The organism is Bacillus sp. 22190 (assembly GCF_052045575.1).
Taxonomy (GTDB): Bacteria; Bacillota; Bacilli; order Bacillales; family Bacillaceae; genus Bacillus; species Bacillus altitudinis.
This window is the reverse complement of the sequence record NZ_JBQEPF010000005.1, coordinates 141,439-167,599: the sequence shown is the minus strand read 5'-3', so window position 1 is coordinate 167,599 and position 26,161 is coordinate 141,439. Positions and strand designations below refer to the sequence as shown.

Annotated in this window: 25 protein-coding genes; 5 read left to right on the top strand and 20 right to left on the bottom strand. The window is 41.7% G+C overall.

Features of this window, described 5'->3' with window-relative positions; genetic code table 11:
* Window positions 1–69: 69 nt before the first annotated feature.
* Window positions 70–1,188: a sporulation integral membrane protein YtvI gene (gene ytvI / locus ACTJKA_RS09190; protein ID WP_254000718.1), complete on the top strand. Its 1,119-nt coding sequence runs from the start codon at window positions 70–72 to the stop codon at window positions 1,186–1,188.
* Window positions 1,189–1,212: 24 nt separating this feature from the next.
* On the opposite strand, the gene ACTJKA_RS09185 is transcribed toward ytvI, so the two are convergent.
* From ACTJKA_RS09185 to dnaE, 7 genes are all read right to left on the bottom strand, one after another.
* Window positions 1,213–1,602, bottom strand: coding sequence for an FxsA family protein (locus ACTJKA_RS09185; RefSeq protein ID WP_061419875.1), 390 nt, complete (start codon window positions 1,600–1,602; stop codon window positions 1,213–1,215).
* A gap of 100 nt (window positions 1,603–1,702) precedes the next feature.
* Window positions 1,703–3,463: a pyruvate kinase gene (gene pyk / locus ACTJKA_RS09180; protein ID WP_024718661.1), complete on the bottom strand. Its 1,761-nt coding sequence runs from the start codon at window positions 3,461–3,463 to the stop codon at window positions 1,703–1,705.
* A gap of 27 nt (window positions 3,464–3,490) precedes the next feature.
* Entirely contained in the window at window positions 3,491–4,450 is a 960-nt protein-coding gene (pfkA, locus tag ACTJKA_RS09175) for a 6-phosphofructokinase (RefSeq protein WP_017358271.1), read from the bottom strand.
* 339 nt (window positions 4,451–4,789) lie between these two features.
* Window positions 4,790–5,767 carry an acetyl-CoA carboxylase carboxyl transferase subunit alpha gene (gene accA, locus ACTJKA_RS09170; protein WP_017358272.1) on the bottom strand — a complete coding sequence of 326 codons (978 nt, stop codon included), beginning with the start codon at window positions 5,765–5,767 and terminating at the stop codon, window positions 4,790–4,792.
* Complete coding sequence (accD, locus tag ACTJKA_RS09165) at window positions 5,752–6,627, bottom strand: acetyl-CoA carboxylase, carboxyltransferase subunit beta (RefSeq protein WP_336750251.1); 876 nt, start codon at window positions 6,625–6,627, stop codon at window positions 5,752–5,754. Before accD ends, accA begins: the two co-directional genes overlap by 16 nt.
* A gap of 305 nt (window positions 6,628–6,932) precedes the next feature.
* Window positions 6,933–8,165 carry an NAD(P)-dependent malic enzyme gene (locus ACTJKA_RS09160; protein WP_007501712.1) on the bottom strand — a complete coding sequence of 411 codons (1,233 nt, stop codon included), beginning with the start codon at window positions 8,163–8,165 and terminating at the stop codon, window positions 6,933–6,935.
* Window positions 8,166–8,306: 141 nt separating this feature from the next.
* Window positions 8,307–11,642, bottom strand: coding sequence for a DNA polymerase III subunit alpha (gene dnaE, locus ACTJKA_RS09155; RefSeq protein ID WP_440607699.1), 3,336 nt, complete (start codon window positions 11,640–11,642; stop codon window positions 8,307–8,309).
* Between the two features lie 137 nt (window positions 11,643–11,779).
* Here dnaE and ACTJKA_RS09150 point away from each other — a divergent pair, with 137 nt between their 5' ends.
* The 3 genes from ACTJKA_RS09150 (at window position 11,780) to ACTJKA_RS09140 (ending at window position 12,915) form a co-directional block, all read left to right on the top strand.
* Window positions 11,780–12,121, top strand: a complete 342-nt coding sequence (locus ACTJKA_RS09150; protein WP_007501717.1) for a YtrH family sporulation protein — start codon at window positions 11,780–11,782, stop codon at window positions 12,119–12,121.
* Window positions 12,118–12,621, top strand: coding sequence for a sporulation membrane protein YtrI (gene ytrI, locus ACTJKA_RS09145; protein ID WP_007501718.1), 504 nt, complete (start codon window positions 12,118–12,120; stop codon window positions 12,619–12,621). The genes ACTJKA_RS09150 and ytrI overlap by 4 nt, the downstream gene beginning before the upstream one ends.
* Before the next feature lie 108 nt (window positions 12,622–12,729).
* Window positions 12,730–12,915, top strand: a complete 186-nt coding sequence (locus ACTJKA_RS09140; protein ID WP_008346082.1) for a hypothetical protein — start codon at window positions 12,730–12,732, stop codon at window positions 12,913–12,915.
* 49 nt (window positions 12,916–12,964) lie between these two features.
* Here ACTJKA_RS09140 and ACTJKA_RS09135 read toward each other — a convergent pair whose 3' ends face one another.
* Window positions 12,965–13,906 carry a DHH family phosphoesterase gene (locus ACTJKA_RS09135; protein ID WP_025207776.1) on the bottom strand — a complete coding sequence of 314 codons (942 nt, stop codon included), beginning with the start codon at window positions 13,904–13,906 and terminating at the stop codon, window positions 12,965–12,967.
* 147 nt (window positions 13,907–14,053) lie between these two features.
* Between ACTJKA_RS09135 and ACTJKA_RS09130 the strand changes: the two genes are divergently transcribed.
* The gene (locus ACTJKA_RS09130; protein ID WP_008343164.1) at window positions 14,054–14,356 is read left to right on the top strand and encodes a YtpI family protein; all 303 of its coding nucleotides are present in this window, start codon (window positions 14,054–14,056) and stop codon (window positions 14,354–14,356) included.
* 38 nt (window positions 14,357–14,394) lie between these two features.
* On the opposite strand, the gene ACTJKA_RS09125 is transcribed toward ACTJKA_RS09130, so the two are convergent.
* The 12 genes from ACTJKA_RS09125 to ACTJKA_RS09070 all read right to left on the bottom strand — a co-directional run bounded on the left by ACTJKA_RS09125 (window position 14,395) and on the right by ACTJKA_RS09070 (window position 26,122).
* Window positions 14,395–15,717: a CBS domain-containing protein gene (locus ACTJKA_RS09125; RefSeq protein ID WP_017358275.1), complete on the bottom strand. Its 1,323-nt coding sequence runs from the start codon at window positions 15,715–15,717 to the stop codon at window positions 14,395–14,397.
* 143 nt (window positions 15,718–15,860) lie between these two features.
* A complete protein-coding gene (locus tag ACTJKA_RS09120) occupies window positions 15,861–16,544 on the bottom strand; it encodes a metal-dependent hydrolase (RefSeq protein ID WP_414834401.1) in 684 nt (227 codons plus the stop codon).
* 67 nt (window positions 16,545–16,611) lie between these two features.
* Window positions 16,612–17,367 carry an SDR family oxidoreductase gene (locus ACTJKA_RS09115; RefSeq protein WP_414834402.1) on the bottom strand — a complete coding sequence of 252 codons (756 nt, stop codon included), beginning with the start codon at window positions 17,365–17,367 and terminating at the stop codon, window positions 16,612–16,614.
* A 95-nt stretch (window positions 17,368–17,462) separates the two neighbouring features.
* The gene (locus ACTJKA_RS09110) at window positions 17,463–18,368 is read right to left on the bottom strand and encodes a phosphotransferase (RefSeq protein WP_017358277.1); all 906 of its coding nucleotides are present in this window, start codon (window positions 18,366–18,368) and stop codon (window positions 17,463–17,465) included.
* A gap of 119 nt (window positions 18,369–18,487) precedes the next feature.
* Window positions 18,488–19,861, bottom strand: a complete 1,374-nt coding sequence (argH, locus tag ACTJKA_RS09105; protein ID WP_008343150.1) for an argininosuccinate lyase — start codon at window positions 19,859–19,861, stop codon at window positions 18,488–18,490.
* Window positions 19,858–21,069 carry an argininosuccinate synthase gene (locus ACTJKA_RS09100; RefSeq protein WP_008343148.1) on the bottom strand — a complete coding sequence of 404 codons (1,212 nt, stop codon included), beginning with the start codon at window positions 21,067–21,069 and terminating at the stop codon, window positions 19,858–19,860. Before ACTJKA_RS09100 ends, argH begins: the two co-directional genes overlap by 4 nt.
* Before the next feature lie 173 nt (window positions 21,070–21,242).
* Window positions 21,243–21,758 (bottom strand): MogA/MoaB family molybdenum cofactor biosynthesis protein, encoded by a 516-nt coding sequence (locus ACTJKA_RS09095; protein WP_024718668.1) that lies wholly within the window; start codon window positions 21,756–21,758, stop codon window positions 21,243–21,245.
* A 99-nt stretch (window positions 21,759–21,857) separates the two neighbouring features.
* Window positions 21,858–23,042 (bottom strand): acetate kinase, encoded by a 1,185-nt coding sequence (locus ACTJKA_RS09090; protein WP_007501728.1) that lies wholly within the window; start codon window positions 23,040–23,042, stop codon window positions 21,858–21,860.
* Between the two features lie 229 nt (window positions 23,043–23,271).
* Window positions 23,272–24,246: a class I SAM-dependent methyltransferase gene (locus tag ACTJKA_RS09085; protein WP_008343142.1), complete on the bottom strand. Its 975-nt coding sequence runs from the start codon at window positions 24,244–24,246 to the stop codon at window positions 23,272–23,274.
* Between the two features lie 88 nt (window positions 24,247–24,334).
* Complete coding sequence (gene tpx, locus ACTJKA_RS09080; RefSeq protein WP_007501731.1) at window positions 24,335–24,835, bottom strand: thiol peroxidase; 501 nt, start codon at window positions 24,833–24,835, stop codon at window positions 24,335–24,337.
* Window positions 24,836–24,947: 112 nt separating this feature from the next.
* Window positions 24,948–25,400, bottom strand: a complete 453-nt coding sequence (ytfJ, locus tag ACTJKA_RS09075; RefSeq protein ID WP_007501733.1) for a GerW family sporulation protein — start codon at window positions 25,398–25,400, stop codon at window positions 24,948–24,950.
* Between the two features lie 14 nt (window positions 25,401–25,414).
* Window positions 25,415–26,122 carry a DUF2953 domain-containing protein gene (locus ACTJKA_RS09070; protein WP_008343138.1) on the bottom strand — a complete coding sequence of 236 codons (708 nt, stop codon included), beginning with the start codon at window positions 26,120–26,122 and terminating at the stop codon, window positions 25,415–25,417.
* Window positions 26,123–26,161 lie beyond the last annotated feature (39 nt).

The window sequence follows — 26,161 nt, the reverse complement described above, 5'->3', positions numbered from 1 at the left end:
CTTTTCATATTACTAATCTTTTTGAATAAAATGAAGTATCGGACATGCTTGTTTTTTGGAGGGGATTGTGTGAATCACACGTATGTGGCCATTTTTTTGCGAAGTTTGATGATTTTCAGCATCGCCGTTTGTGCGGTTGTTTTTTTATATCAGTCTTTTCCGTTTTTATATCCATTTTGGATTGCATTTGCCGTGTCGTGTTTGATTCATCCAGCCGTATGCAAAATCGAAAACATGACCGGGATGCCAAGAGGTTTTGTTGTCATCATTGTGCTATTACTCTTTTTAGTGGTAGCAGCCGGATTCATGACACTTTTAGTGGCTGAAATCATTTCAGGAAGTGCTTATTTAGCAAAGGTCCTGCCAGGTCATCTTGATCAACTGATTGGGATCGTGGAACGTTTTTTCACAGATCAGATTTTGCCTTTATATCATGATTTGACTGCTCAATTTAATACACTTCAAGCAGGTCAAAAGGAATCGATTTTAGGACAAATCCAAGCACTTGGTGACGAAGCAGCGGCAAAAATCGGGACTTTCCTTTCAAAAACTCTTGAATTCATTCCAGCTTTTTTAGGTCTTTTGCCTGATGCAGCAGCGACGCTTTTATTTTCCGCACTAGCGACTTTTTTTATCACAAAAGATTGGTTTACGTTAAAAAAATATGGTTCTCGTATCTTTCCCGCCAAATGGATGCTTCATACACGTGCCATTTTATCTGAAATCAAAAAAGCCATTTCTGGCTTTATGAAAGCCCAGCTTCTCCTTGTTGCCATGACCATTGGGATCGTGCTGATTGGACTTTTCATCTTAAAGGTCGAGCATGCGATTGTGATTGCTCTATGTATTGGTCTAGTTGATTTACTTCCTTACATCGGGAGTGGCACGGTTTTTCTTCCGTGGATCATTTACTCCGCCATGACAGGAAATCTTTCACTCGCCATTGGACTAGGCATTTTGTATATTGTGGTGCTCATTCAAAGACAAATATCAGAGCCAAAAGTCTTAAGTAAATCAATTGGTCTTAATCCTTTAGCAACACTTGTGGCGCTGTTTGTCGGGTTAAAATGCTTTGGTTTTCTTGGACTTGCACTCGGTCCCGCTTCTCTTGTCGTTTGGCAGGCGTTTCGTAATGCAGGGGTTTTCAGAGACCTTTATCAGTACATTCGGTATGGTGCGCAAAAGTAAAAGAGACCTGATGCGAAGGTCTCTTTAGCGTATAATCGTATAGCGTTTGCGATTGGACATGTTTCTAAGCCAGCGCTCAAAGAGCGGTTTGATCCGTTTTCTTGTCATGGGAATGAGCAGCACAGCCCCAATCAGATCAGAAAGGAATCCAGGTATGAGCAGCAGCAACCCGCCAATCAGAATGCAGAAGCCATCGACAATGGTGGCCCCTGGCATTTTGCCATACTGTAAATCTCGCTGCACTTTCTGAAATGCTTCTATTCCTTGTTTTCTTGCAAAGTAAGCACCTAATGCGCTTGTTAGCACAATGAATAGCATCGTTGGTAAAATACCAATGATGTTACTTGAGATTAAAAATAAACTAATTTCCACTGCCGGAAACAGAATCAATAATAGTAGAAAATATTTTTTCAAGCCATATCACCTCATGGGGTCTCTTTCATCGAAAGCTGTTTACTTTTTTTAGTGTAACATAAAAAAAGAGAGGAGTCAGATAACTCCCCTCGTGTGTGATTTAAAGGACGCTTGCACGGCCTTTGTAGATCGCTCCGCGTGCTGGATCTACTGTAATCTCTTCGCCTTCTTTTAGAAGTGTTGTGGCACTGTCAAGACCGACAATCACTGGAATTCCAAGACTAAGCCCAACGACTGCTGCATGGCTTGTTAGACCGCCTTCTTCTGTGATAAGGGCAGACGCTTTTTCTAAAGCACCCATCATATCACGATCTGTGCAGTTTGCGACAAGAATAGCACCATCATACATTTTTTCCTCTGCTTCTTTTCCGCTTTGTGCAATAACAACCGGTCCAAATGCAGATTTGCGGCCAATTCCTTGACCCTTCGCAATGATGTCACCGACAACATACACTTTCATTAAGTTCGTTGTACCAGCTTCTCCAACCGGTACACCAGCTGTAATGACAATCAAGTCGCCATGTCTTACATAGCCAGATTCAATAGATTTTTCTACTGCATTCTCTAGCATTTCATCAGTAGATGATGTATTTGATCCACTCTTCGCAAATACACCGAATACGAGTGAAAGTTTTCTTGCCACTGATTCGTTTGCTGTGACTGCAACGATTGGTGCTTTAGGTCTATATTTTGAAATCATTCTTGCTGTATGACCACTCTCAGTAGGTGTCACAATCGCTGCCACATCAAGCTTCATAGCTGTGTGCGCAACAGATTGACCGATCGCATCTGTAATGCTGACCTCTACCTCTTCGCTTCTGCGAGAAAGGATTGCTTTATAGTTAAGTGCTTCCTCTGAACGTGAGGCAATGTTGTGCATTGTTTGCACAGCTTCAACTGGATATGTTCCTGCTGCTGTTTCACCAGATAGCATGATCGCATCTGTACCATCAAAAATAGCATTTGCCACGTCACTTGCTTCTGCACGAGTTGGACGCGGGTTACGCTGCATGCTGTCCAGCATTTGAGTTGCTGTGATGACAGGCTTGCCTAAACGGTTGCATTTTTTGATTAGCATTTTTTGAACAAGTGGTACTTCTTCTGCCGGAATCTCTACACCAAGATCTCCACGCGCGACCATCAGTCCATCTGATACCTCAAGGATTTCATCGATGTTATCAACGCCCTCTTGGTTTTCAATCTTCGGAATGATTTGAATGTCAGCTGCGTTGTTCTTTTCAAGCAGCTCACGAATTTCAAGAACATCAGAAGCTCGTCTCACAAAAGAAGCTGCGATGAAATCGACACCTTGTTCAATTCCGAACAGAATATCATTGGCATCCTTTTCTGTAATACCCGGCAAGTTCACACTCACACCCGGTACGTTGACACCTTTTTTGTTTTTCAGTGTGCCTGTATTCATTACTTTTGTGACGATTTCTTTTCGGTCCTTATTTAACTCTTTTACTTCTAGACCAATCAGACCATCATCTAATAAAATGGTTGAGCCCACTTCTACATCATGAATTAAATCTTCGTACGTCACACTGATTTTTTCAGTGTTTCCCACAATGTCTTCCATACTCACGATAAGATCAGCACCAGCAACTAACTCAATTGAGCCGTTTTCAACTGTACGTGTACGGATCTCTGGACCTTTTGTATCAAGAAGGATCGCAATGTCCTTGCCTAAAGTTTTACCTGCTTTGCGAATGTTTTCAATACGTGCACCATGCTCTTCAAAATCTCCATGAGAGAAGTTTAGTCTGGCTACATTCATTCCTGCTTCAATCAATTCAGTCAGCTTTTCAATGCTTTCACTTGCTGGACCGATTGTACAAACGATTTTTGTCTTTCTCATTACTGTTCCTCCTAAGGTCTTCTCGTTTTATATAGAGAGCTCTTGTGAAAGTCGGTACATATTTTGATCGACTGTATGCTTTTTATCTAAGATGTCTAAAATATCGTGATGAACGAGTTCGTTGCTTTGAATGCCTACACAGCGTCCGCCTCTTCCTTCAAGAAGAAGTTCTACTGCATACGCTCCTAAGCGACTTGCGAGCACTCGGTCAAACGCACTTGGAGAACCTCCACGCTGAATATGTCCTAAGACAGATACACGCGTTTCAAGGCTTGTCTCCTCTTCAATTCTCTTACCAAATTCGACACCGCTGCCTACGCCTTCTGCGACGATGATGATACTGTGCTTCTTGCCGCGCTCATGTCCTCTTCTCAATCTGGCAATAATTTCGTCCATGTCATAGTCTGCTTCAGGAATCAAAATCGATTCAGCTCCGCCTGCAAGACCTGACCAAAGGGCAATATCCCCCGCATGTCTTCCCATTACTTCCACTACGTATGTACGTTCATGAGATGTGGCTGTATCACGAATTTTATCAATGGCATCAATGACTGTATTTAGTGCTGTATCAAAGCCAATAGTGAAATCAGTACCTGGAATGTCATTGTCAATCGTGCCGGGAACACCTACACATGGAAAACCGAGCTCTGTTAATTTTTTCGCTCCCATGAATGAGCCATCTCCACCGATGACAACAAGTCCTTCAATACCGAATTTTTTTAAGTTCTCAATCCCTTTTTCACGACCTTCAACTGTCTTGAATTCAGGACATCTTGCCGTGTAAAGTTTTGTTCCTCCACGATGAATGATATCGCCTACTGAACCTATTTCGAGTTTCTCAATTTTACCGTTAATTAGACCTGAATATCCATTATAAATACCGTAAACTTCTACATTATGGTAAATTGCTTTCCTTACAACTGCGCGCACAGCTGCATTCATTCCTGGGGAATCCCCACCGCTCGTTAAAACTCCTATACGCTTCATCTTTTTCACCTCAGAGACCATATATGAATTAAACATACCATTTCCACTGCTTGAAAACAATCATGAGCAAAACCGGATGTTTTCAATACGAATTTCTAAAACCGTACTTATTATACAATTAAATAAAATGTTTTTAAACAAAAGTTAAGAAAGTCATGAAAGCACTTTGTTCAAAAAACAGTTGTTTCAAGTCCTCTAAACCTTGTCAAATCAACGTTTTCAGACGTTTCAAATTTTATGAAAACAAAAGAAAATTATTTTCAAATAGCGCTTACATCAGATCGTTTTGATGAAAAAAGACGAAAAAAATAAACGCCAGCCAAAAGGCTGTACGTTTATTTAGTTTACCCCAATATATTGATTTTCAATCGATACTTTGCCGATTGCTTTGTATTTTTGATATCTTTGTTCGACTAATTCTTCAGGCGATTGTTTGAGCAAAGATGTAAGTGACTGTTTTAATGTTTTTTCAATGTAGGCTGCTTGTTGTTTCACGTCTCGGTGTGCTCCACCTTGCACTTCTTTAATAACATCATCTATAATATCTAATTCTTTTAGGTCTGGAGCGGTAATTTTCATTGATTCTGCAGCTTTTTTCGCAAGTGATGAGTCCTTCCAGAGCAGTGCTGCTGCACCTTCAGGTGAAATCACTGAATATGTTGAGTTCTCTAGCATAAATAGGTGGTTTCCTACGCCTAAGCCTAGTGCTCCGCCACTTCCGCCTTCTCCAATGACAATACAGACAACCGGTACACGAAGTCCTGCCATTTCGAAAAGGTTTTTCGCAATTGCTTCACTTTGCCCGCGTTCTTCAGCTGCTTTACCAGGATAAGCTCCTTTTGTATCAATAAAGCAAATGATTGGACGATTAAATTTATCTGCTTGTTTCATCAAGCGCAATGCTTTACGGTAACCTTCTGGATGCGGCATCCCGAAATTACGGCGCAAGTTTTCTTTTGTGTCTTTTCCGCGCTGATGGCCAATGACTGTGACAGGAAGTCCTTTAAACGTGGCAATTCCTCCAACGATGGCTTCATCGTCGCCATAAAAACGATCACCGTGACATTCGAAAAAGTGATCAAACAGCTCTTGAATGTAATCGAGAGTTGTTGGGCGCATCGCATGACGAGCAATTTGCACTCTGTCCCACGGCTTTAAATTTGTATAAATGTCTGTTTCAAGCTTACTCAGACGCGTTTCAAGGCGCTCAATTTCCGCACTTAAATCCATCTCTGAGTTTTGTGTGAACTTTTTCAATTCATCAATTTTCGCTCGAAGTTCAATGACAGGTTTTTCAAATTCTAGTTCTCCAGCCACTCTCGTTCACCTCCTGTGCTGTGTAATGCTAAGATTTGGCCTAATGTTTCTTTCATTTCTGCACGGTGAATCACAGCATCTAGCTGACCATGCTTCATTAAAAATTCAGCCGTTTGGAAGTCCTCTGGTAGGTCTTCACGAATGGTTTGTTCAATGATTCTGCGACCAGCAAAACCAATTAATGCACCAGGCTCTGCAAAGTTGTAATCACCGAGAGACGCAAAACTAGCTGATACACCGCCAGTTGTCGGATTGGTCATCACAGAGATAATCAGACCTTGATCCTCGCTGAACAGCTTTAATGCTGAACTTGTTTTTGCCATCTGCATTAGACTAAGAATCCCCTCTTGCATTCTTGCTCCTCCAGATGCAGTGAAGATGATAAATGGCACCTTGTCCGCTTTTGCTTTCTCAATAGCTAATGTAATCTTTTCACCAACAACTGAGCCCATGCTGCCCATACGGAACGTGGCATCCATGACAGCAATGACAGCACTTTGACCTTTAATTTCACCTTTTCCTGTTACGATGGCTTCATTCAAAGATGTTTTTTCTCTGTCTTTCTGAAGCTTTTCTTCGTAGCCTGGGAAACCGAGCGGGTTCTCAGAAATGAGGTGACCGTTAAATTCTTCAAATGTGCCTTCGTCTACAAGGCTTTCAATACGTTGATTTGCATTCATTTGCAAATGTCTGCCGCAATTCATGCAAACACGTAAATTTTTATCTAGTTCTTTGGTGAGCATTATTTTTTTACATTGCGGACATTTGGTCATGATGCCTTCAGGCACATCTTGACTTGCCTGTTCAGAGGGTACAGATGCATATTTTTTCTTTTTACTGAAAATATTCTTGATTGACAAATGACTACCTCCCTTTTTGAAGGGTTTTTTCTTTACACGCACATCCACTATTATAGGACATGTCATAACTGTACCGAAACTATTGTACTTTTTTTGTCAAACGCTGTCATCCTTCATTCAATTTTTTCAGTGGGGAATTGAGGAGAAATGAGTATAGGTTTGGGGCGCTGAGTAGTTGGTATATGTGAATTGTGAACGTCTACAAAAAAATCTCATTTAGGATGAAAAAAATTTCGTGTAAGAGAGGAAATGGTGCACGTTTTTCCTCCAAATTCAGAAAGAACGTGCACACTTTTCCAATTCGATTACTCGCCGATAATCGTTAATTTTCTTGTTTTTTCTGCAACAGCTTCTGGGTCTACTTTGATTCTTGAAACGCCCGTTTCCATTGCTGCTTTTGCCACTGCTTTGGCTACCGCTGGCGCTACTCGTGCATCAAATGGTGCAGGGATAACGTATTCCGCTGACAACTCTTCATCTGATACAAGGGAAGCAATCGCTTCAACAGCTGCAATTTTCATTTCTTCGTTAATGTGTGTCGCACGTACATCAAGCGCTCCACGGAAAATACCAGGGAATGCAAGGACGTTGTTCACTTGGTTCGGGAAGTCAGAACGGCCAGTTCCTACAACACTTGCACCTGCTGCATGTGCATCTTCTGGCATGATCTCTGGGTTTGGATTCGCCATTGCGAAGATGACAGGATCTTTTGCCATTTTCCCAACCATTTCTTTTGTTAAAGCACCTGCTACTGAAACGCCGATAAAGACATCTGCGCCTTCAATCACTTCTTCTAAAGAACCTTCTTTACGATCTTGGTTCGTGAATTTAGCTACTTCATTTTTCACTGCATTCATACCATTCGGACGGCCTTCATAAATAGCGCCTTTTGTATCACACATGATGATATCACGTACACCGAAATGATAAAGAAGTTTGATAATCGCAATTCCTGCTGCTCCAGCGCCGTTTGCAACCACTTTAATTGAAGACATTGATTTTCCAGACAGCTTCAGTGCATTCACAAGTCCTGCCACTGTTACAATCGCTGTCCCGTGCTGATCATCGTGGAAAACAGGAATGTTTGTCTCTTTTTTCAAACGCTCTTCAATGATAAAGCAGTTTGGTGCTGCAATATCTTCAAGGTTCACGCCGCCAAACGTCGGCTCAAGAAGCTTCACTGTTTCAACAATTTTGTCTACATCGTTTGTTGCAAGTGCGATTGGGAATGCATCAACACCTGCAAAGCTTTTGAATAAGACGGCTTTTCCTTCCATTACTGGAAGAGATGCTTCTGCCCCAATGTTTCCAAGCCCTAACACAGCACTTCCGTCTGTGACAACAGCGACCATATTGCCTTTCATTGTATAATCATACACTTTGCTTGTGTCGTCATAAATATCTTTACATGGCTCTGCTACACCTGGTGAGTAAGCCAAGCTCAAGTCTTTCGCATTTTTCACTTGTACCTTTGATTTTGATTCGAGTTTGCCTTGATTCTCTTTGTGCATATGTAATGCTTCTTCTCTTAATGACATGTGATGAACACTCCTTCAAGTGGAAAATGATTTAATGAATTGCTAAGTTGATAAGCACATACTTGGCAGTTTAAATACACAGAATCTTTAAAATGATAACACAATAGGTGAAATTGTAAAACATATTCAGACGATTTGTCATCATTTAATCACAACGTTTTGTTCACCTAGCAGCTCTTTTAACTGGAAAATGACCGCATGATCTGCATGAACTTTGTATGCATCTGGAAGTCTCATCGTCTTTTTTTGCTTTTCATAATACAAATAGACATCTGCTTCTCCGCTGTGCATGGAGATCACTCGCTTCACTTGTTCTAGCAGTTCCTGCGTATGGTTCTCTTCTTTGACTCGAATGTAGACAGATTCTTTTCTTTTAGAGCCCATCTCTTCCAGTAGAACAGCTTCTTGCACGATGATTTGACTGCTCTCATTTCTGACATCTATTCTGCCTTCAACATAAAGCATTGCGCCCTCCTCAAGTAAGGGGGACAGCTTTCTAAATTGCTCTGGAAAGACGACACCTTCCATTTCTCCCGTTTCATCCCCGAATGTGACAAATGCCATCGATTGTCCATTTTTTGTCCGAATCGATTTCACCTTTGTCAAAAGACCACCCATTGAGACCTTTCGCTTTATATAGGAAGAAAGTCTGATGATTTCCACTGCACCATTCTCTCTCAAACGATCTCGATACGCTTGTACTGGGTGATTTGATAAATATAACCCGAGTGCCTCTTTCTCAAATTGCAAGAGATCGACAAGCGGCAGTTCGTCTATCTCCGCATATTTTGGCTTAATGGAGAACGTTGTATCCCCAAGAAAGTCCAATTGATCCTCAGGTGTTAAAAATGACACATGGTCTAACGCAATATCTATCGATGCTAATAACGAAGCACGATTTGGATGAAGCTCATCCATTGCCCCTGAGAAAATGAGGGCTTCAATCGTTTTTCGGTTGACACTCTTTGTTGATACCCTTGCGCAAAAATCAAATAAATCTTCAAATGGCTTTTCCTGTCTTGCTCTGTATATATCCTTTACAGCTGACACTCCGACATTTTTGATCGCTCTTAAGCTGTAGCGGATCTCCCCTTTTTCAACCGTGAATGGAAATTCGCTCTTATTAATAGAAGGCTTCAACACAGATATCCCTTTTTCCTTTGCCTCATAGAAATATTGAGCCACTTTGTCTTCATTTCCAATCACACTCGTTAAAAGACCGCACATAAAATATAACGGATAATGCGCTTTTAAATAAGCAAGCTGAAAGCCGATCATGCTATATGCAACAGCATGGCTTCTATTAAAACCATAGTTTGCAAATTTGACGATTAGGTCATAAACGTCATTTGCAATGTTAACAGGATACTCCTTTTTTAGGCATCCTTCAACAAAATGGCTTCGCTCTTCATCAAGCACCTTTTTATCCTTCTTTGAAACGGCTCTTCTTAATAGATCGGCCTCGCCCAGCTTAAAGCCTGCCATCTTTGCTGCAATCAGCATGATTTGCTCCTGATAGACGATGACCCCATATGTATCCTTTAAGATGTCATACAAATCTGGATGCGGGTAGGAGACTTTCACTCTGCCATGCTTTCGGTCGATAAAGAGCGGGATATTCTCCATCGGACCCGGGCGGTATAAGGCATTGACAGCCACGATATCTTCTAGACTAGAAGGTTTCAGTCGTCTCAGCACCTGACGCATACCTTGTGATTCGAGCTGGAAAATCCCCGTTGTATCTCCCGCTGATAACAAATCAAACGTTTTCTGATCTTCATATGAAATGTCACTAAAGTTAATGTGGACGTTTTCCTGTCTTTCAATCTGGTTTTTAATGGATTCAATTAATGTTAAGTTTCTCAAACCTAAAAAATCCATTTTTAAAAGACCGAGATCTTCTAAATAATTCATCGCATATTGCGTCAAATACACTCCATCATGGCCTTCTTGAATAGGCACGACTTGTGTGAGCGGCTCCTCACTTAGAACAACGCCGGCTGCATGTGTTGACGTATGTCTTGGTAATCCTTCTACCTTTAAAGCGGTTTGAAACACTCTTTGCAGCTCTTCAGATTGCTGGAGCAGTGTTTTTAATTCTGAGGAGATCGTCACCGCTTCTTTCAGTGTCGTCCCTGGCTTTGATGGGATGAGCTTTGCAAGGCGGTCTGCTGCTTTTGAATCAATTCCCATCACACGTCCGACATCTCTTAAAGCTGCCTTTGCGGCAAGTGTTCCAAACGTGACAATTTGCGCCACATGCATATCCCCATATTTGTCTTTTACGTATGAAATGATTTCATCTCTTCTCGTGTCAGGAAAATCGATATCTATATCCGGCATACTGATTCGTTCAGGATTTAAAAAACGCTCAAATAAAAGCCCGTGACGGATCGGATCGACATCTGTAATAAACAGAACATACGCAACTAAAGAGCCTGCTGCTGATCCCCTGCCAGGACCTGTGACAATGCCATGATCATGAGCATACTTCATAAAATCCCACACAATGAGGAAATAATCACTGAAATTCATTTTTTGAATGATGCTCAGCTCATACTCAAGCCTTTTGATATATGTGTCATTTGAAGCAATCTGTCTTCGTTTCATGCCTTCTTGGCACACTCTTCGTAAAAACTGATCAGCTGTTGATTGATCAGGTGTCGGATAGGTTGGCAGTTTCGTCTGGCCAAGATTTAAATCGACCTCGCAGCGGTTTGCAATCTCAACCGTTCTTGCCAGCAATTTTGGATCATCACCATACCACTTCATCATTTCTTCGATCGATCTGAAATGCTTGTCTCCTTGGTCTTCCTCAATTTCTGATAACTGCTGGCCTGCTTTAATGGCTTTTAAACATGTATATGCGGTTTTGTCCTCTTGATGGATATAGTGGACGTCACCTGTTGCCACAAGCGGGATGTTCGCCCTTTTTGAGAGTTCCCTGAGCTTATGAGACAGCTCTTCGTCCTGCTGGAACGGCTGAACGGCTAAATACACATGTTCCTCACCAAAAAGATCTTTTAAATGGATCGCTGCATCCCTTGCTTCATCTAGCTGATCATGTTGCAGCAGCGTTTCAATATAGCCGGATACGCCTGGTGTGATGGCAATAAGGCCATGATGATAGGCTTTCAGCCATTTCTCTTTCAGGCCGGTTTTTGACTTTGATTTCAAGACACTGCTAATTTTGATCAAGTTTTGATAGCCTTCATTGTTTTTAGCAAGGAGGATCAAAGGATAAGCCTCTGTCTCTTGTTCATCTATGAAGACAGAAGCTGTTAAACCGATAATCGGCTTGATGCCATGTGTTTTACATTCCTTATAAAATTCAACCGTTCCATACATCACATGGTCATCGGTAAGAGCAAGCGCTTGATAGCCAAGTTCTTTCGCCTTTAATACGAGCTCCTTGACCTTCGCTGCACTGCTCAATAAGCTGTATCCACTGTGGACCTGAAGATGAACATAGGACATGCTTAATCCACTCCTTTCGTCTAAATTCATTCTTTCATTATAAAACGCGATGCGGTGAGAAACAAATGTTCTTTCTTTTCCGCTCGTTCATACTTGTCCAGCATTCGCCATATATTGAATAGAGTGAGGTGGGAAAAATGGATGTGAAGGAAGCCTTTATTCCAAACTTTATTAGCTGTTATTTTATCGCACTAGGGGTTATTTTGGGCGGTGCCATTATAGGCGGGGTAGGTGCATATTTATCTGGTCAGCCACCGCTATCAATTATTTCAAGTCTTGCCAACCGCTTAAAAATTTGGGCACTTGTTGCGGCAATCGGTGGAACTTTTGATGCGGTCTATAGTTTTGAAAGAGGGATTTTCGAAGGGAACACACGTGATATTTTCAAGCAGATCTTGCTCATTATCTCTGCTATGGGCGGTGCGCAAACGGGGTATCTCCTGATTACGTGGCTCACTCAGGAGCATGTATCATCATGAGGGTGCCTGAGCTGTATAAACGTCCAGGCTGGCAGCGTTTTTTTGCTGGGATGATGTTCGGCGCAATTATCAGCTGGCTGATTTTTCTCTTTACGTATGGCACCTTTCAAGAGAAGCAAGTGACACTGCTCAGAAGCCAGCAGCACCATATGGACAGTCTGAAAGAACAAATCACACTCTATCGGGAAGATTTGCATAAATTAAATGAAGACAATAAGCAGCGTCTGCTTATTCAGAGCGTAGACGTTCACCTCGTCAACCGTGAGCAGTACAAAATCCCGGAGCCAGATACCTTGAAATTTGAAGATCAGGTGAAAGAGGATATCTCAGAGGTGATCACAAAGGATATTGAAAGTGTCTATAAAACAAAAGAGCTCTTAAAACGGACCGTGGAAAATAAAGAATATACGATTAGAGAAAAGGCATACCGCGCCAAAGTCACAGAGCTGACCATCTATACAAAACTTTCGCTTGAAGTGCGTATTTCCTTTGCTGAATAATAGATGATGTGGAATTTTTATGAATTTCTGCACTCAATGATCGCTTTTCACTTGTTATTTTTATACACTAAAAGAAGAACGAGATGATCAAAGAAAGAGGTGAGAACAATGGAGGTTTACAGCTATCGTCAAATGGCACGAGACAAAGCAAGCCGGATTAAAGACGGCATGTGTGCTTATGCTGAGACAGAAATGATGGCCCATTTAATTAAAAAAGAATTAAAGCATCAAAATCTCCAAGCCTATGAAGATTCAACTGACATCGGCTGCTGGTTTATCCCTGTATCCAAGTAACCCTTTTCTCAAAGCTCAAAAAAAGAGAGGGGGACTTGAAGCCCCTCTCTCACGATGATGATTTACATACTTCTTCTAAATCACGCAAAATCTCATCTGCAACTGCCCAATCATATATGGACGCACCGGCTGCAAGCGGGTGACCTCCGCCATGATATTTTTTAGCAATGGTGTTAATGACAACGCCTTTTGAGCGGAATCTCACACGAATCTGATCGTTCTCTTCCACAAAAAAGACCCATGCCTTAATCCCTGCAATATTTCCAAGTGTCCCAACAAGCTGTGAGGCTTGCTGCGCTGTTGTTTGGAATGACTCCAAAATGTCACGTTTAATAAAAACAGAGGCTACGCCATTCTCTGATAAAGAGATATGTTGAAAAATATAGCCATTTAATTTCACCACATTCAAATCTGTCTCATACAATTGATTGAAAAGGTCTGATGATGAAAACGGATATTCGATGAGTTCACCCGCATATTTGAGTGTCTTTTTCGTTGTGTTTGGGAAAAGGAAACGGCCTGTGTCTCCTACAATGCCGGCATAAATGAGTTCTGCCGCCTTTGTATTCAGCTGATATCCTTCTTCTTTCCCCTCTAAATACAGCTCATAAATCATTTCACTGACAGAGCTTGCTTCTGTATCAACCCAAAGCAAATCACCATACGGATCTTCATTCGGATGATGATCAATTTTCATCAGCTTATCGCCCATTGAATAACGCTGATCATCAATTCTTGCTTGATTCGCAGTGTCACAGACAATGACAAGGGCACCTTTGTACACTTCATCCGGCACGTCATCTAATTCATATAAAAATGAAAGGGATGGCTCAGGGGTTCCTGTTGCATAAATATTTTTTTCTGGATAGGTGGCACGCAAGATTTCCGTAAGGCCGCACTGTGATCCATAGGCGTCTGGATCAGGTCTTACATGTCTATGAATGATGATGGTGTCATATAATGATATGGTTCTAATCAGTTCTTTTTTCATAAATACTCCTTCTTATGCGATACTCTTTTTATTATTAAATCATAATCTACCCAGACAGAAAAGTGAGGAATAGACAATTTATTCTAGTAAGCAAGCCTATTTACGTTTAAAATAGGGTTGTAACCACTTACAATGGAGGCTTGGCACATGCTTGTTTTGATTGTGTTTATTATTTGTTCTGCCATGTTTTATTTATACTACAAAGCAAAGAATGTCCGTACGAACCGGCCGGTCGAAAAGAAATTCTGGTCTGCTAAATCAAGTATGGCACTTGGCTGCTTTGTCCTGCTCTTCGGTGTGAATCAATTATTTTTAAACCGCTCGTCACTCGCATTTGTCATTGGGTTTGTTTTTGTTGCAGTTGGTATCGGCAGTACATGGGCCGGGTATAAAGCGTATAAGCACTATCTTCCGCTCTTTTTAAAGGAAGGCGAAAAAGACCATGCATAATAGAGAAAGGGCGCATTCATGCCGCCCTTTTTTGCCATTTATCCTCTCTCCATCAGTTGCACCATCAACATCGCTTTGCCTACAATATTTGACTGATGGTAAACTTCCACTTCCAGCTTTCCAAACTTGCGCCCAACTTCTAAAATATTCGGTTTGATCTGTATCGTGGATTCCATTTGAACTGGTTTTAAGAAATAGACAGAAAGACTTTCTACAATTAGTTCGCCTTTTTTATGAGACTTTAAGAAGCGGTTGGCTGATTCGATTAAAATTTGTGTAAACACACCGTACGAAATATTACCGAGCTGATTTGTCATTTGTGGTGAGACTTCATATTGGTACACCGCATCTGTTTTTGGTTTTTCTGTCTCAGTCTCCTTAAATCCTCGTGACACGACATCATCCAGCTTTTCACCGACCTGCGGCTGCTTTTGAATCATTTGCAGCGCCTTCAGCACGTCCTGACGGCTAATCATCCCAATCAGCTTCGCATGATCATTTACAACTGGCAGCACCTCAATACCTTCCCACACCATCATTTGTGCAGCTGAAGCGACAGATGTTTTGCCAATAACGGTCAGCGGATTTTTTGTCATCACCTTTTCAATCGGTGTAGAACGGTCATGGCCTGCAATATCTTTTGAGGTCAAAATGCCGTGAATTTTCATTTGATCGTCTGCTACCGGGAACCGGCCGTGCCCAGTTTCATAATTCTTTTCATACCATTTCTCAAGTTTGTCTTCTGGCGATAAATAGACGGTCCGTTCTATCGGCGTTAAAATATCCTCCACAAGCACAATTTCTTTTTTAATCAACTGGTCATAAATGGCCCGGTTAATGAGAGCCGCTACGGTAAATGTATCGTAGCTTGTTGATAAAATGGGCAGCTCAAGCTCATCTGCGAGCTGAATAATTTCATCATCTGTTGAGAATCCGCCCGTGACCAGCACAGCCGCTCCCGCCTCTAATGCTTGCCGGTGAGCATTGATTCGGTTTCCGACGATCAACAGGTTGCCTGCTGCTGTGTATCGCATCATCGCATCCAGTTCCATTGCACCGATGACAAATTTATTTAACGTTTTATGTAAGCCGGCTCGTCCGCCAAGCACCTGACCATCAATGACATTGACTACTTCCGCATATGTCAGCTTTTCAATATTTTCTTTTTTCTTCTGTTCAATTCGAATGGTACCGACTCGTTCAATAGTGCTCACGAACCCTTTATTTTCAGCATCCTTAATAGCCCGGTAAGCCGTGCCTTCACTGACTTTCATTTCTTTCGCTATACGCCGGACAGAAATTTTCTCTCCGACATCTAATGAATCAATATACGATAAAATTTGCTCATGCTTTGTCGCCAATCCCGTTCACCCTTTTTGTTTTCAGCGTTTTCATCTATATTTCATTATAAAGGCAGGAGGCTTTTAATAGCAATTTGTCTTTTACACGAGCATGATACAGGCAAATAAAAAAGCCGGTAGGATGCCGGCTTTTCTTCCTATTATTAAATATCGATGGATTCTCCGCTGTTTAATACGTGACCCACGCCGCCATGCAAGCTGTCTGCAAACGCATGAGGATCTTGCTCAATCGGCGGGAATGTACTGTAATGAATCGGTACGACTTGTTTCGCACGAAGCCATTCTGCTGCGATTCTCGCATCGTCTGGTCCCATTGTGAAGTTATCACCTATTGGCAGGAAGGCGAGCTCAATATGATTCAGCTCCCCAATGAGTTTCATATCCGAGAAGAGAGCCGTGTCTCCAGCATGATAAATTGTTTTGCCTTCAGCAGTAAATAAAATACCGGATGGCATCCCTGTATACGTAATCGTTTTGGATTCTTCATCAATGACTGCTGAGCCATGGAACGCTTGCGTCAGCTTGACTTTACCAAATTCAAATTCACGTCCGCCGCCTATAGAAAGCGGGTGCGTTTTCACCCCTTGCCAGCCTAAATAAATGGCGAGTTCGAATGGCGCAATCACGAGTGCGTCATTGTTTTTAGCGATTTCAATCGTGTCTCCGACGTGATCTCCATGCCCGTGCGTGAGCAAAATGACATCGGCTTTGACATCTTGCGGTTTGATTTCCGTGTGCTTATTTCCATTTAAAAATGGATCAATCCAAATATGGTATCCGTTTGTTTCAATGTGTACGACTGAATGTCCATGATATGTAGCTTTCATGTAAATATATCCACCTTTCGAATTTGATCTCATTTTTTTCTATTCCCTCTATAAAAAGCTGAAAAACTTAGTGCCTGTGAATGACATTAAGACCACCTGTTGCTTCAATGACGGTTCCTGTAATGAGGTCTGAACGGTCATCACATAGAAATGAAATGATACGCCCTATATCCTCTCCAGTACCAGACCTGCCTATTGGCGTTTCATCGTCTTTGATTTGGCGGGCTTCCTCTATTGTCGATTCTTTCATGACTCCAACGATTTTGCCTGGACACACCATATTAGCGGTGATGCCGTTTTCGGCTTCTTCAATCGCAATGGTTTTCGTCAATGACGCAAGGCCCACTTTTGCCGCTCCGAAAGCTGATCTGTGCATCCAGCCTGGCGCATGGTCTGCTCCTTGGAAGCCATATGTGATAATCCGGCCAAAGCCTTGTTTTCTCATCATAGGGATCACCATTCGGAACAAATGGAACACTGCGGATAGGTTACCTTCCATCATTTGATACCATTCGTCTTCAGAGTAATCCGCGAGTTTTTTTCGTTCAAAAATATAAGGTCCAGCATTATTGATCAAGGCATCAATCCGCCCAAATCGCTCTGCTGCCAGCTCGACCATGTTTTTTAAATCTTCTTTGTTTGTCACATCGCCTTGGACAAATTGAAGCTTTTCTTCGTATTCTTGCAGTTCTTCTTTCATCTGCCGGACAGCTTCATCATCACTTCGATAATTCACTGTCACAGAATACCCCATATTCAGTAAAGACTCGGTGACTTTCCTGCCAAGTCCTTTAGAACCCGCTGTTATTAATGCGTGTCGCACACAATCTCCTCCTAAAGCAAAGGTTGCAAGTTCATGTGTTTCTTTTATTATCTTTACTTTACTATAAACCGGCTCCCTTCGCACTTTTGAACCCTTTAACAATGAGGGGAAAACCGTATAGGGTGATTCATCCACTTTTTCATATCCCATGAACCATGGATATCGAGAAGCAGCGAAACAAACCGATAGCATTCTCTCACCTCATGAAGCTGACGAGGAAGCGGGCAAATCTCTTCATATCCTAATTGAACCGCTTGTGCAGCTTCTTTCGTCAAAAGGTATTCGAGTGCAATAAAATCAAACGCAGCTGGTCCAAATACCACATATTCCGTATCAACTAGACTCGCCACTTGATCATCGTCTTCAATATATTGCGATGGGTCTAAATCAATTAAAATGAGACTGGCTGCATCAGGAGGACTTAGCGTTTCAAGCTTTTGCTGCACCTTTTCTGCATAATCCTGATATTCAGGCTGATCAGCGTAATAGCGGCTGATGAGTTTGGAGACTGTCTTTTTTAACAGCGCATGGAATTCTCTCAAATGTCTCTTTTCTCCCCCGTATACTGCACCGAAAAAGGTTGTTTGATATGAATGAAGATGCGCTAGTTTCCTCCCGTAATCCCTATAGAATTGTGCTGAACGGCCCTCAAAAGATGTTAAAGGGATTCCTTCTACTTTTTCCATGACATAAAAGTGTTTCCCCGCCTTCTTCACTTTACGAACAACTTTCGGAATATGAAAGGAATTCGTATGAGCCAACTTTTCATTGATTTCATCAAGATGCTCCTGTACAGTACGGGCATCTACTCCATAAATCATGTTGATCCCATATACAAATTCACTTTCTTCTCTTGCAGTTTTTGGAGATTTCACTACATATTCCGTCTGATCTTGCAAGGAAATCAGCCACACATCATTAGCCCGGCCGTCGTATGGTTCTCCTAACGTTTTCACTGATACGATAGGCTGATCAAACAAAGCCTGAAGCGTTTTCTTCATGAACTGTTGTCACTCCTTATTCAGCTTGACACTGGTATGCTTTCATTTTCTCCAGTGAAGATCAATCTCCTTTTTCCCATGAAAAAAAACCATCCGTATAAACGAATGGTTTTGGCGAATTATGCTAGGCAGGCTTTTGCTTTTTCTAAAGCGAGCTGAATTTGTTTGAATCCAGTTCCACCTGCACTTGTTCTTTTTTCAACCGCAACATACGGATCAAGAACAGTGTAAATGTCTTGTTCAAAGAGGCCGCTTGCTTCTGTAAATGTTTCAAATGGAAGGTCACTTAAATAGATGCCTTTTTGAATGCATGTATACACAAGCTTCCCAACGATTTCGTGTGCTTCACGGAATGGCATGCCTTTTTTCGCAAGGTAGTCTGCCACTTCGGTCGCATTTGAGAAATCTTCTTTTGTTGCTTTTTTCATAACGTCTTCGTTCACTGTCATTGTTTGAATCATGCCTGTGAAGATTTGCAGGCTGCCAGCGATCGTTTTCACCGTATCAAACATGCCTTCTTTATCTTCTTGCAAGTCTTTGTTATACGTAAGCGGCAAGCCTTTCATAATCGTGAGCAGCCCCATCAGGTTGCCATATACCCGCCCTGTTTTTCCGCGGATCAATTCAGCCATATCTGGGTTTTTCTTTTGCGGCATCATGCTGCTGCCTGTTGCGTACGTGTCATCAAGCTCAATAAATTTGAATTCTTGAGAGCACCATAAAATGATTTCTTCACAAAGACGTGAGAGGTGCATCATCACAAGGCTGCTATTAGACAAGAACTCTAAAATGAAATCACGATCACTCACGCCATCAAGGCTGTTCTCGTAAATATGGTCAAAGCCAAGAAGCTCTGCTGTATATTCACGATCAATTGGGAATGTCGTTCCTGCTAACGCCCCGCATCCAAGTGGTGACACATTAATCCGCTTCAATGAATCTTGAAAACGTGCTTTGTCCCGCTCAAGCATCCAAAAGTAGGCAAGCATATGATGGGCAAAGGAAATAGGCTGTGCACGCTGTAAGTGCGTATATCCTGGAAAAATCGTTTCAACGTGCTGTTCAGCTTTTTCTACAAGCACTGTTTGAAAAGAAGAGATCAGCTCAATGATATGCTCTACTTGGTTATTCAAATATAAATGCATATCGGTTGCGACCTGATCATTCCGGCTTCTCGCTGTGTGCAATTTGCCGCCAAGCGGACCAATCTCATCAATGAGCATTTTTTCAAGGTTTAAATGAATGTCCTCATAATCCACTGAGAAATCGAGTTCATCCGCCTCTGCCTTTTTCATGAGCGTATTCAGTCCGTCTTTGATTGCAGCGGCCTCCTCATCACCGATGATACCGCATTTATTCAGCATACTTGCATGGGCAAGGGAGCCGGTCAGATCTTCTTTGACTAATTGTTTGTCGAAATGAATGGATGCACCAAACTCATCGACCCATTTTTCTGGTGTTTTTTGAAATCGGCCTCCCCAAAGCTTTTTCATGCTTTAACCTGCTCCTTTTTGTTCACGATGCTGTTTACTTTTGTTGGTAAACCCCAAAGGTTAATAAATCCTACAGCTGCATCATGATCGAATTCATCTGCTTTTGTGTAAGTTGCTAGATTTTCATCATAAAGTGAATATGGTGATTTACGTCCTTCTACAATGGCATGGCCTTTAAATAGTTTCACACGTACAACACCTGTTACGTTCTTTTGCGTTTCTTGTAAGAATGCATCTAGTGCTGATTTAAGTGGTGAGAACCATAAGCCGTTGTATATTAATTCAGCCATTTTTTGTTCAACGATTGGCTTAAAGTGTGCTACTTCTTTGACAAGCGTTAAGTCTTCAAGTTCTTTGTGTGCTTTTAATAGGGTAACTGCACCTGGGCACTCATATACTTCACGAGATTTGATTCCAACAAGACGGTTTTCAACATGATCGATTCTGCCTACACCATGCTGGCCAGCAACTTCATTTAAATGAAGGATGAGATCAGATAATGAATACTGGATTCCGTCAATCGCTGTTGGTTTTCCTTTTTCAAACGTGATTTCAATGATTTCAGGAGTGTCAGGTGTTTTTTCAAGTGGATTTGTCAGATCATAAGCACCTTCTGGCGGCGCTGCCCAAGGATCTTCTAAAATACCACATTCGTTACTTCTGCCCCAAAGGTTTTGGTCGATTGAATACGGGCTGTCTAGGTTAATCGGAATTGGAATACCGTGCTTTTGTGCATAGTCGATTTCTTCATCACGAGACCATTTCCATTCACGCACTGGTGCAAGAACTTCTAGGTCTGGATTCAATGCTTTGATTGATACTTCAAAACGAACTTGGTCGTTTCCTTTCCCTGTACATCCGTGTGCAACGGCTACGGCATTTTCTTTCTCTGCGACTTCCACTAATTTTTTGGCAATGAGCGGACGAGATAGTGCAGATACTAACGGGTATTTCCCTTCATACATCGTGTGTGCTTGCAGTGCTGCAAGTGCAAATTCTTCAGCAAACTCTTCTTTTGCGTCGATCATGTAAGATTGAACAGCTCCGACTTGAAGTGCTTTTTGTTGAACGAATGCTAAATCTTTTCCTTCACCTACGTCCAGGCAGCAAGCAACAACTTCGTAACCTTGCTCCTGTAACCATTTAACTGCAACAGAGGTATCAAGACCTCCGGAATATGCTAATACGACTTTTTTATTTTGTGACATGTTTGAAAAGCTCCTCTCGCTTGTTTTGATTCTGTGAATGTTTTTTGCATAAAAATAAGTTTTAATTTATAAACATGCATTTAGTATGTATACACTGTAACAAGGAAAAATTGTTTTTTCAACCCCTTTATGAAAAAAACTCTGCCAAATTTTCTTGGCAGAGTCATTTTGGGCTATTTTTGATCTTTTTCAAGCTCTCGCAAGACATGAGGAAGCTCTGGAATAATGAGTTTGGTCATGGCTAACCGAACTGCTCCGGTAGAGCCTGGTGTGGCAAAAACGGCTTTTTGGTTAATCACCCCTGCCGTCGCTCTAGATAAGATAGCGGCTGATCCAATATCTTCTGTATAGCTCAGCATGCGAAAAATTTCTCCAAAGCCCGGCAGCTCTTTTGAGAAAAGAGGTGTAATGGATTCAATCGTGACGTCCCTTGCTGCAATACCAGTTCCCCCGTTTAACAAGACGGCATCAATCTTCGCTTCGCTTGTTCCTTCTAAAACGGCGTCTTGAATCGCCCCAATATGATCTTTCACAATATCGTATGCAAGAATAAGATGCCCTTGTTCTTTGAGCAAATCAATCATCAGACGGCCGCTTTTATCTGTTTCTTTTGTCCTTGTATCACTGACGGTAATGACTTTTACATGAAGCCTCGTTTTCGCTTCGCGTTTATGTTCTTCGACGCTCATCTCTTCACACCGCTCCTTTCATATTGCCTCACATTATAGCATGCTGATTTCAATAGAAAAAAGCCCTTTTCCGCTGAGGAAAAGAGCTTTAAAAGGATGTTACGCTAAACGCATAACGTCTCTTGCAATCATAACTTCTTCGTTCGTTGGAATCACGATGACTTTTACAGGAGAGTGAGGGTAGCTGATGAATGCTTCTTCGCCTCTCATGTTGTTAAGAGATGGATCCCAATATACGCCCATGAATTCTAGACCACGAAGTACACGTGCTCTCACTTCTGAGCTGTTTTCACCGATTCCAGCTGTGAAGATGATGGCATCTACACCATTCATTCTCGCTGCATAAGAACCGATGTATTTATGGATACGGCTTGCAAAAATATCTAGTGCTACTTCTGCACGGTCGTTTCCTTCTTCTGTCGCTTCTTCGATATCACGAAGATCACTTGAAAGACCAGACACACCTAAAAGACCACTCTTCTTATTCAAAGTAGAAAGTACTTCTTCAGCTGTATGTCCTGTTTTCTCCATAATAAATGGAATAAGGGCAGGGTCAATGTTACCTGAACGTGTTCCCATTGCAACACCCGCAAGTGGTGTGAAGCCCATTGACGTATCGATTGATTTTCCGCCTTCAACTGCTGCGATACTTGCACCATTTCCAAGGTGGCAAGAAATCAAACGAAGCTCTTCAAGAGGACGGCCTAATAGCTCTGCTGCACGCTCTGTTACGAACTTATGGCTTGTCCCGTGGAATCCGTATTTACGAATACCAAAGTTTTTGTAGTAGTCGTACGGAAGGCTGTATAGGTAAGACTGCTCTGGCATTGTTTGGTGGAACGCTGTATCGAACACAGCAATCGCTGGTACGTCAGGCAGAATTTGTTTGAATGCTTTGATTCCTACAACGTTTGCAGGGTTGTGAAGTGGTGCAAGCTCTGAAAGCTGATCAATGTCATTGATGACTTCATCTGTTAAAACAACAGAATCGCTGAATTTTTCTCCGCCGTGAACGACGCGGTGTCCTACGCCATCAATTTCATTAAAGTCTTTGATGATGTTAAATTCAATTAGTTTTTCAAGTAGCATTTTAACCGCTACTGCATGATCTGGAATATCTGTGACTTCTGTTTTCTTTTCTCCATCTACAGAAATCGTGAAGATACTGTTGTCCATTCCGATTCTTTCAACAAGACCTTTTGTTAAAACGGTTTCTTCTGGCATGTCGAACAATTGGAATTTAAGAGATGAGCTTCCTGCGTTGATTGCAATAATTTTGGACATTACTGTCGCTCCTTTTACTCAGTTGTTATATAAGGTTTCACGTTTTTTCGGTGCTATATTCAACCTGTTTGAACGGGTCTTTTATAGTTTAACGATAAGTCCGAAAAATATCTGACTTTTTCATTTAAACATTGAAAACTTTGCATTTCAAGTACACCTTCGAACTGTTACCGCTTACATCAATAAGTCGTTATTTTCTGAATAATAAAATAGCCAGACATCACTCTGGCTATTCTTTCGTTTCTTTTTCTTCTATAAACCATTGGTCTAATTTTCTCATGACGCCAACCATTGCTTCTTTCTGTGAGAAAGATGGCAGATTGGCAAATAGCATACGTTTCGGTGCTTCGAGCCCCTCTTTTTTCTTTTGCATCACAAATAAGCTTTTTGCATGCTTTTTGTCTTTGAACATAGAGACTGGCAGCTGAATTAACGCATTCATATATGCATGTTCTTTGATGAAATCCTTTAATTGTACGCTTTCTTTTCCTTCAAACAAATCGTTTGGAATAATGAAGAATAAGAAGCCGCCTTCTTTCGTGTAACGAAGACTTTGCTCAATGAATAAATAATGCGCAAAGGAATGACCTTCTTTTGCCTTTAATTCATAGTCTTTAGCGCGCTCATCATTTGGATAATACCCGACAGGAAGACTGCATACAGCAACATCTGCTGGTGAGATAAGAAGCGGCTCAAGGCTGTCCTGGTGGAAAAGCTCTACTTCTTTTTCTTCTAAGTTCGCTTGTGCCCACGCAATTTTAATGAGCACGTCATCAATTTCAGAGGCAAAACCACGTTTTGTTTCTGCTGTTACATTGTTGAGGACCGCAAGCAGTAAATTCCCTGTTCCCGCTGCTGGATCAAAGACAACCAGCTCTTTTTGTCCTTCTAAAAATTTATTGACCAAATAGCTGACAAACAGACCAATTGTATCAGGTGTCATCTGCCGGTTTGGATGTGAAATATCTTTTTGTCCTTTCAGTACGGCGAGCTGAAACGCTTTACGAATCTGCTCATGATCATAAGAGGCGAAATCTGCTTTCTCTATTAAATCTTTTAGTAAACCGTTTCGATCATTTGACTGGAAAAAGGCTTCTCCTGCTTCTGCCAATGCTTCAATATAGGAAATGTTCTGTTCCTTTTTTAAACGAATTGAAGCTGTATCGAGCAGCTCAAAAATCGTACTCACTTGATCTTTCTGCAATGCTTTTCTCTCCTCGCTTTGTTAAAAGCTATATGTTCTCATTGAAAAGAGCCCCAGTATGAAGCCGGAGCTCTTGTCGATGCTGCTTTTATAACAGTGATTTCGCAGCCTCAATGGCTTTTTCATAATTTGGATGATTGGTTGCTTCGCTTACATACTCAGTGTAAACCACTTTTCCGCTTGGGTCTAATACGAAGACCGCACGCGCCAATAAACGCAATTCTTTCATATATAAACCAAACGCTTCACCAAATGACATATCTCTATGATCAGATAATGTTTCGACATTTTCAATTCCGTTTGCTCCGCACCAGCGTGCTTGTGCAAATGGTAGGTCTGCACTAATGGTATAAATATTGACCGGACCTAAGCCGGCTGCCTCTTCATTGAAACGTCTTGTTTGTGCGTCACACACACCTGTATCAATAGAAGGAATCACTGAGATAATCGTCACTTTTCCTGTTAAATCAGAAAGTGAAACTTCCCCTAGTGAGTTCGTTAATACCGTGAAATCTGGAGCCTGCTCGCCTACTTTCACTTCATTTCCTACAAGCGTTACTGGGCTCCCTTTAAATGTGATCGATGCCAAAACAATTCCTCCCTTATCAAATGTATGGTTCTATCATAGTAGAGAAAGCAAAAAACTGCAAAGCCTAATCGTCCATTTTGAAAAAAAAGTTAACTGCAGGGCAGCTAACTTTTTAAAGGTCTATGTCATCTAGTTTTCGTTCTTTGTGACGATGCTCCCGTTCATCCTTCTTAAACATGTGCTGAAGACGTTCAATTGCTTGAGGAGCAGAATCCAATATTTTATCGAGCAGATGTGTGTGTTCATCCAAATGAAGCATTCGTACGCCATTTGTTCCCACAATTAAAAAGGCGATTGGTGTAATCGATACTCCCCCACCGCTTCCGCCTCCAAATGGGAGTCTCGGTTCTTTTCGTTCTTGTTCATCAGACCGTTTTTCTTTCTTTTGGTTACCGTTGAATTCACTGCCGCCGGCTGCAAATCCAAAACCAACCTTTGACACAGTGAGAATGACACTGCCGTCAGGGGTTTCGACTGGATCGCCGATGATCGTGTTCACATCAATCATTTCTTTTAAGTTTTCCATCGCTGTCTTCATCAGACCTTGGATTGGATGATCTGCCATTTTCGGGTTCCTCCTTAAACAGATGATTCATTCTTCGTTGCTTGAAGAGAGGCATTTTTTCTCGCCTTTCTCCCTTTTAACCAATGGACAAGTAATCGAATGGCTGCAAGCATAGCATGTCCAATCCGAAAATAAGCTATACATGCAAAGTGTGTCTGTGACACATTGTGCTGAAAAGCGGGAATCACTTCATAGACGGGTTTGTGCTTAAAGGTGAGATGCTCCTGCATAAAGGCAAGAAGTGCTCCTTTGACTGACCACACACCGCCGGCTGCTACACCTGTTAAAGCTGCGTCATGAAAACCAATCCAGGTGGACCAGTGAAATGAGACGATTTTTATATGAATGAAGAACTTTCGCATGATCCGGTTTAGATCGACAATCTCTTTTGTAATACGCTCCATTTGATGAAGGATTTCCTTTACATCACGTTTTCCCACTTTTTTATGCATGGTTTCTTTTTCTTGATTAGGCGTTTTGGTGCTGGCCATTTTCTTTTCACGAATATCAATCGTTTGATCTTCCGTATTCACTTTCACCATCGGAATGTCTTTCTTCAGTCTGACGATTCCATATAAGGTGATGATCTTCACCGCAATATGGTCATTGTCATTTGCATGTGAATAGTCCAGTGAAATGGTCACTTTCATAAAGATCAATAAGATCACAAGGAACAAAAAAGCGGCAATCCAAACGTACAGCACTGTGCTCACTTCCTCCATAACAAATGATGCTTCCTCTACGATTATGGCTCTCCTTCT

Excerpts from the sequence above, each read along its gene's own strand:
- pyk (WP_024718661.1), bottom strand. The coding sequence starts at position 3,463 with ATGAGAAAGACAAAAATCGTTTGTACAATCGGTCCAGCAAGTGAAAGC.
- pfkA (WP_017358271.1), bottom strand. The coding sequence starts at position 4,450 with ATGAAGCGTATAGGAGTTTTAACGAGCGGTGGGGATTCCCCAGGAATG.
- ACTJKA_RS09160 (WP_007501712.1), bottom strand. The coding sequence starts at position 8,165 with ATGTCATTAAGAGAAGAAGCATTACATATGCACAAAGAGAATCAAGGC.
- dnaE (WP_440607699.1), bottom strand. The coding sequence starts at position 11,642 with ATGTCCTATGTTCATCTTCAGGTCCACAGTGGATACAGCTTATTGAGC.
- ACTJKA_RS09150 (WP_007501717.1), top strand. The coding sequence starts at position 11,780 with ATGGATGTGAAGGAAGCCTTTATTCCAAACTTTATTAGCTGTTATTTT.
- ytrI (WP_007501718.1), top strand. The coding sequence starts at position 12,118 with ATGAGGGTGCCTGAGCTGTATAAACGTCCAGGCTGGCAGCGTTTTTTT.
- ACTJKA_RS09140 (WP_008346082.1), top strand. The coding sequence starts at position 12,730 with ATGGAGGTTTACAGCTATCGTCAAATGGCACGAGACAAAGCAAGCCGG.
- ACTJKA_RS09135 (WP_025207776.1), bottom strand. The coding sequence starts at position 13,906 with ATGAAAAAAGAACTGATTAGAACCATATCATTATATGACACCATCATC.
- ACTJKA_RS09130 (WP_008343164.1), top strand. The coding sequence starts at position 14,054 with ATGCTTGTTTTGATTGTGTTTATTATTTGTTCTGCCATGTTTTATTTA.
- ACTJKA_RS09120 (WP_414834401.1), bottom strand. The coding sequence starts at position 16,544 with ATGAAAGCTACATATCATGGACATTCAGTCGTACACATTGAAACAAAC.
- ACTJKA_RS09110 (WP_017358277.1), bottom strand. The coding sequence starts at position 18,368 with ATGAAGAAAACGCTTCAGGCTTTGTTTGATCAGCCTATCGTATCAGTG.
- argH (WP_008343150.1), bottom strand. The coding sequence starts at position 19,861 with ATGAAAAAGCTTTGGGGAGGCCGATTTCAAAAAACACCAGAAAAATGG.
- ACTJKA_RS09100 (WP_008343148.1), bottom strand. The coding sequence starts at position 21,069 with ATGTCACAAAATAAAAAAGTCGTATTAGCATATTCCGGAGGTCTTGAT.
- ACTJKA_RS09095 (WP_024718668.1), bottom strand. The coding sequence starts at position 21,758 with ATGAGCGTCGAAGAACATAAACGCGAAGCGAAAACGAGGCTTCATGTA.
- ACTJKA_RS09090 (WP_007501728.1), bottom strand. The coding sequence starts at position 23,042 with ATGTCCAAAATTATTGCAATCAACGCAGGAAGCTCATCTCTTAAATTC.
- ytfJ (WP_007501733.1), bottom strand. The coding sequence starts at position 25,400 with ATGGCAGATCATCCAATCCAAGGTCTGATGAAGACAGCGATGGAAAAC.
- ACTJKA_RS09070 (WP_008343138.1), bottom strand. The coding sequence starts at position 26,122 with ATGGAGGAAGTGAGCACAGTGCTGTACGTTTGGATTGCCGCTTTTTTG.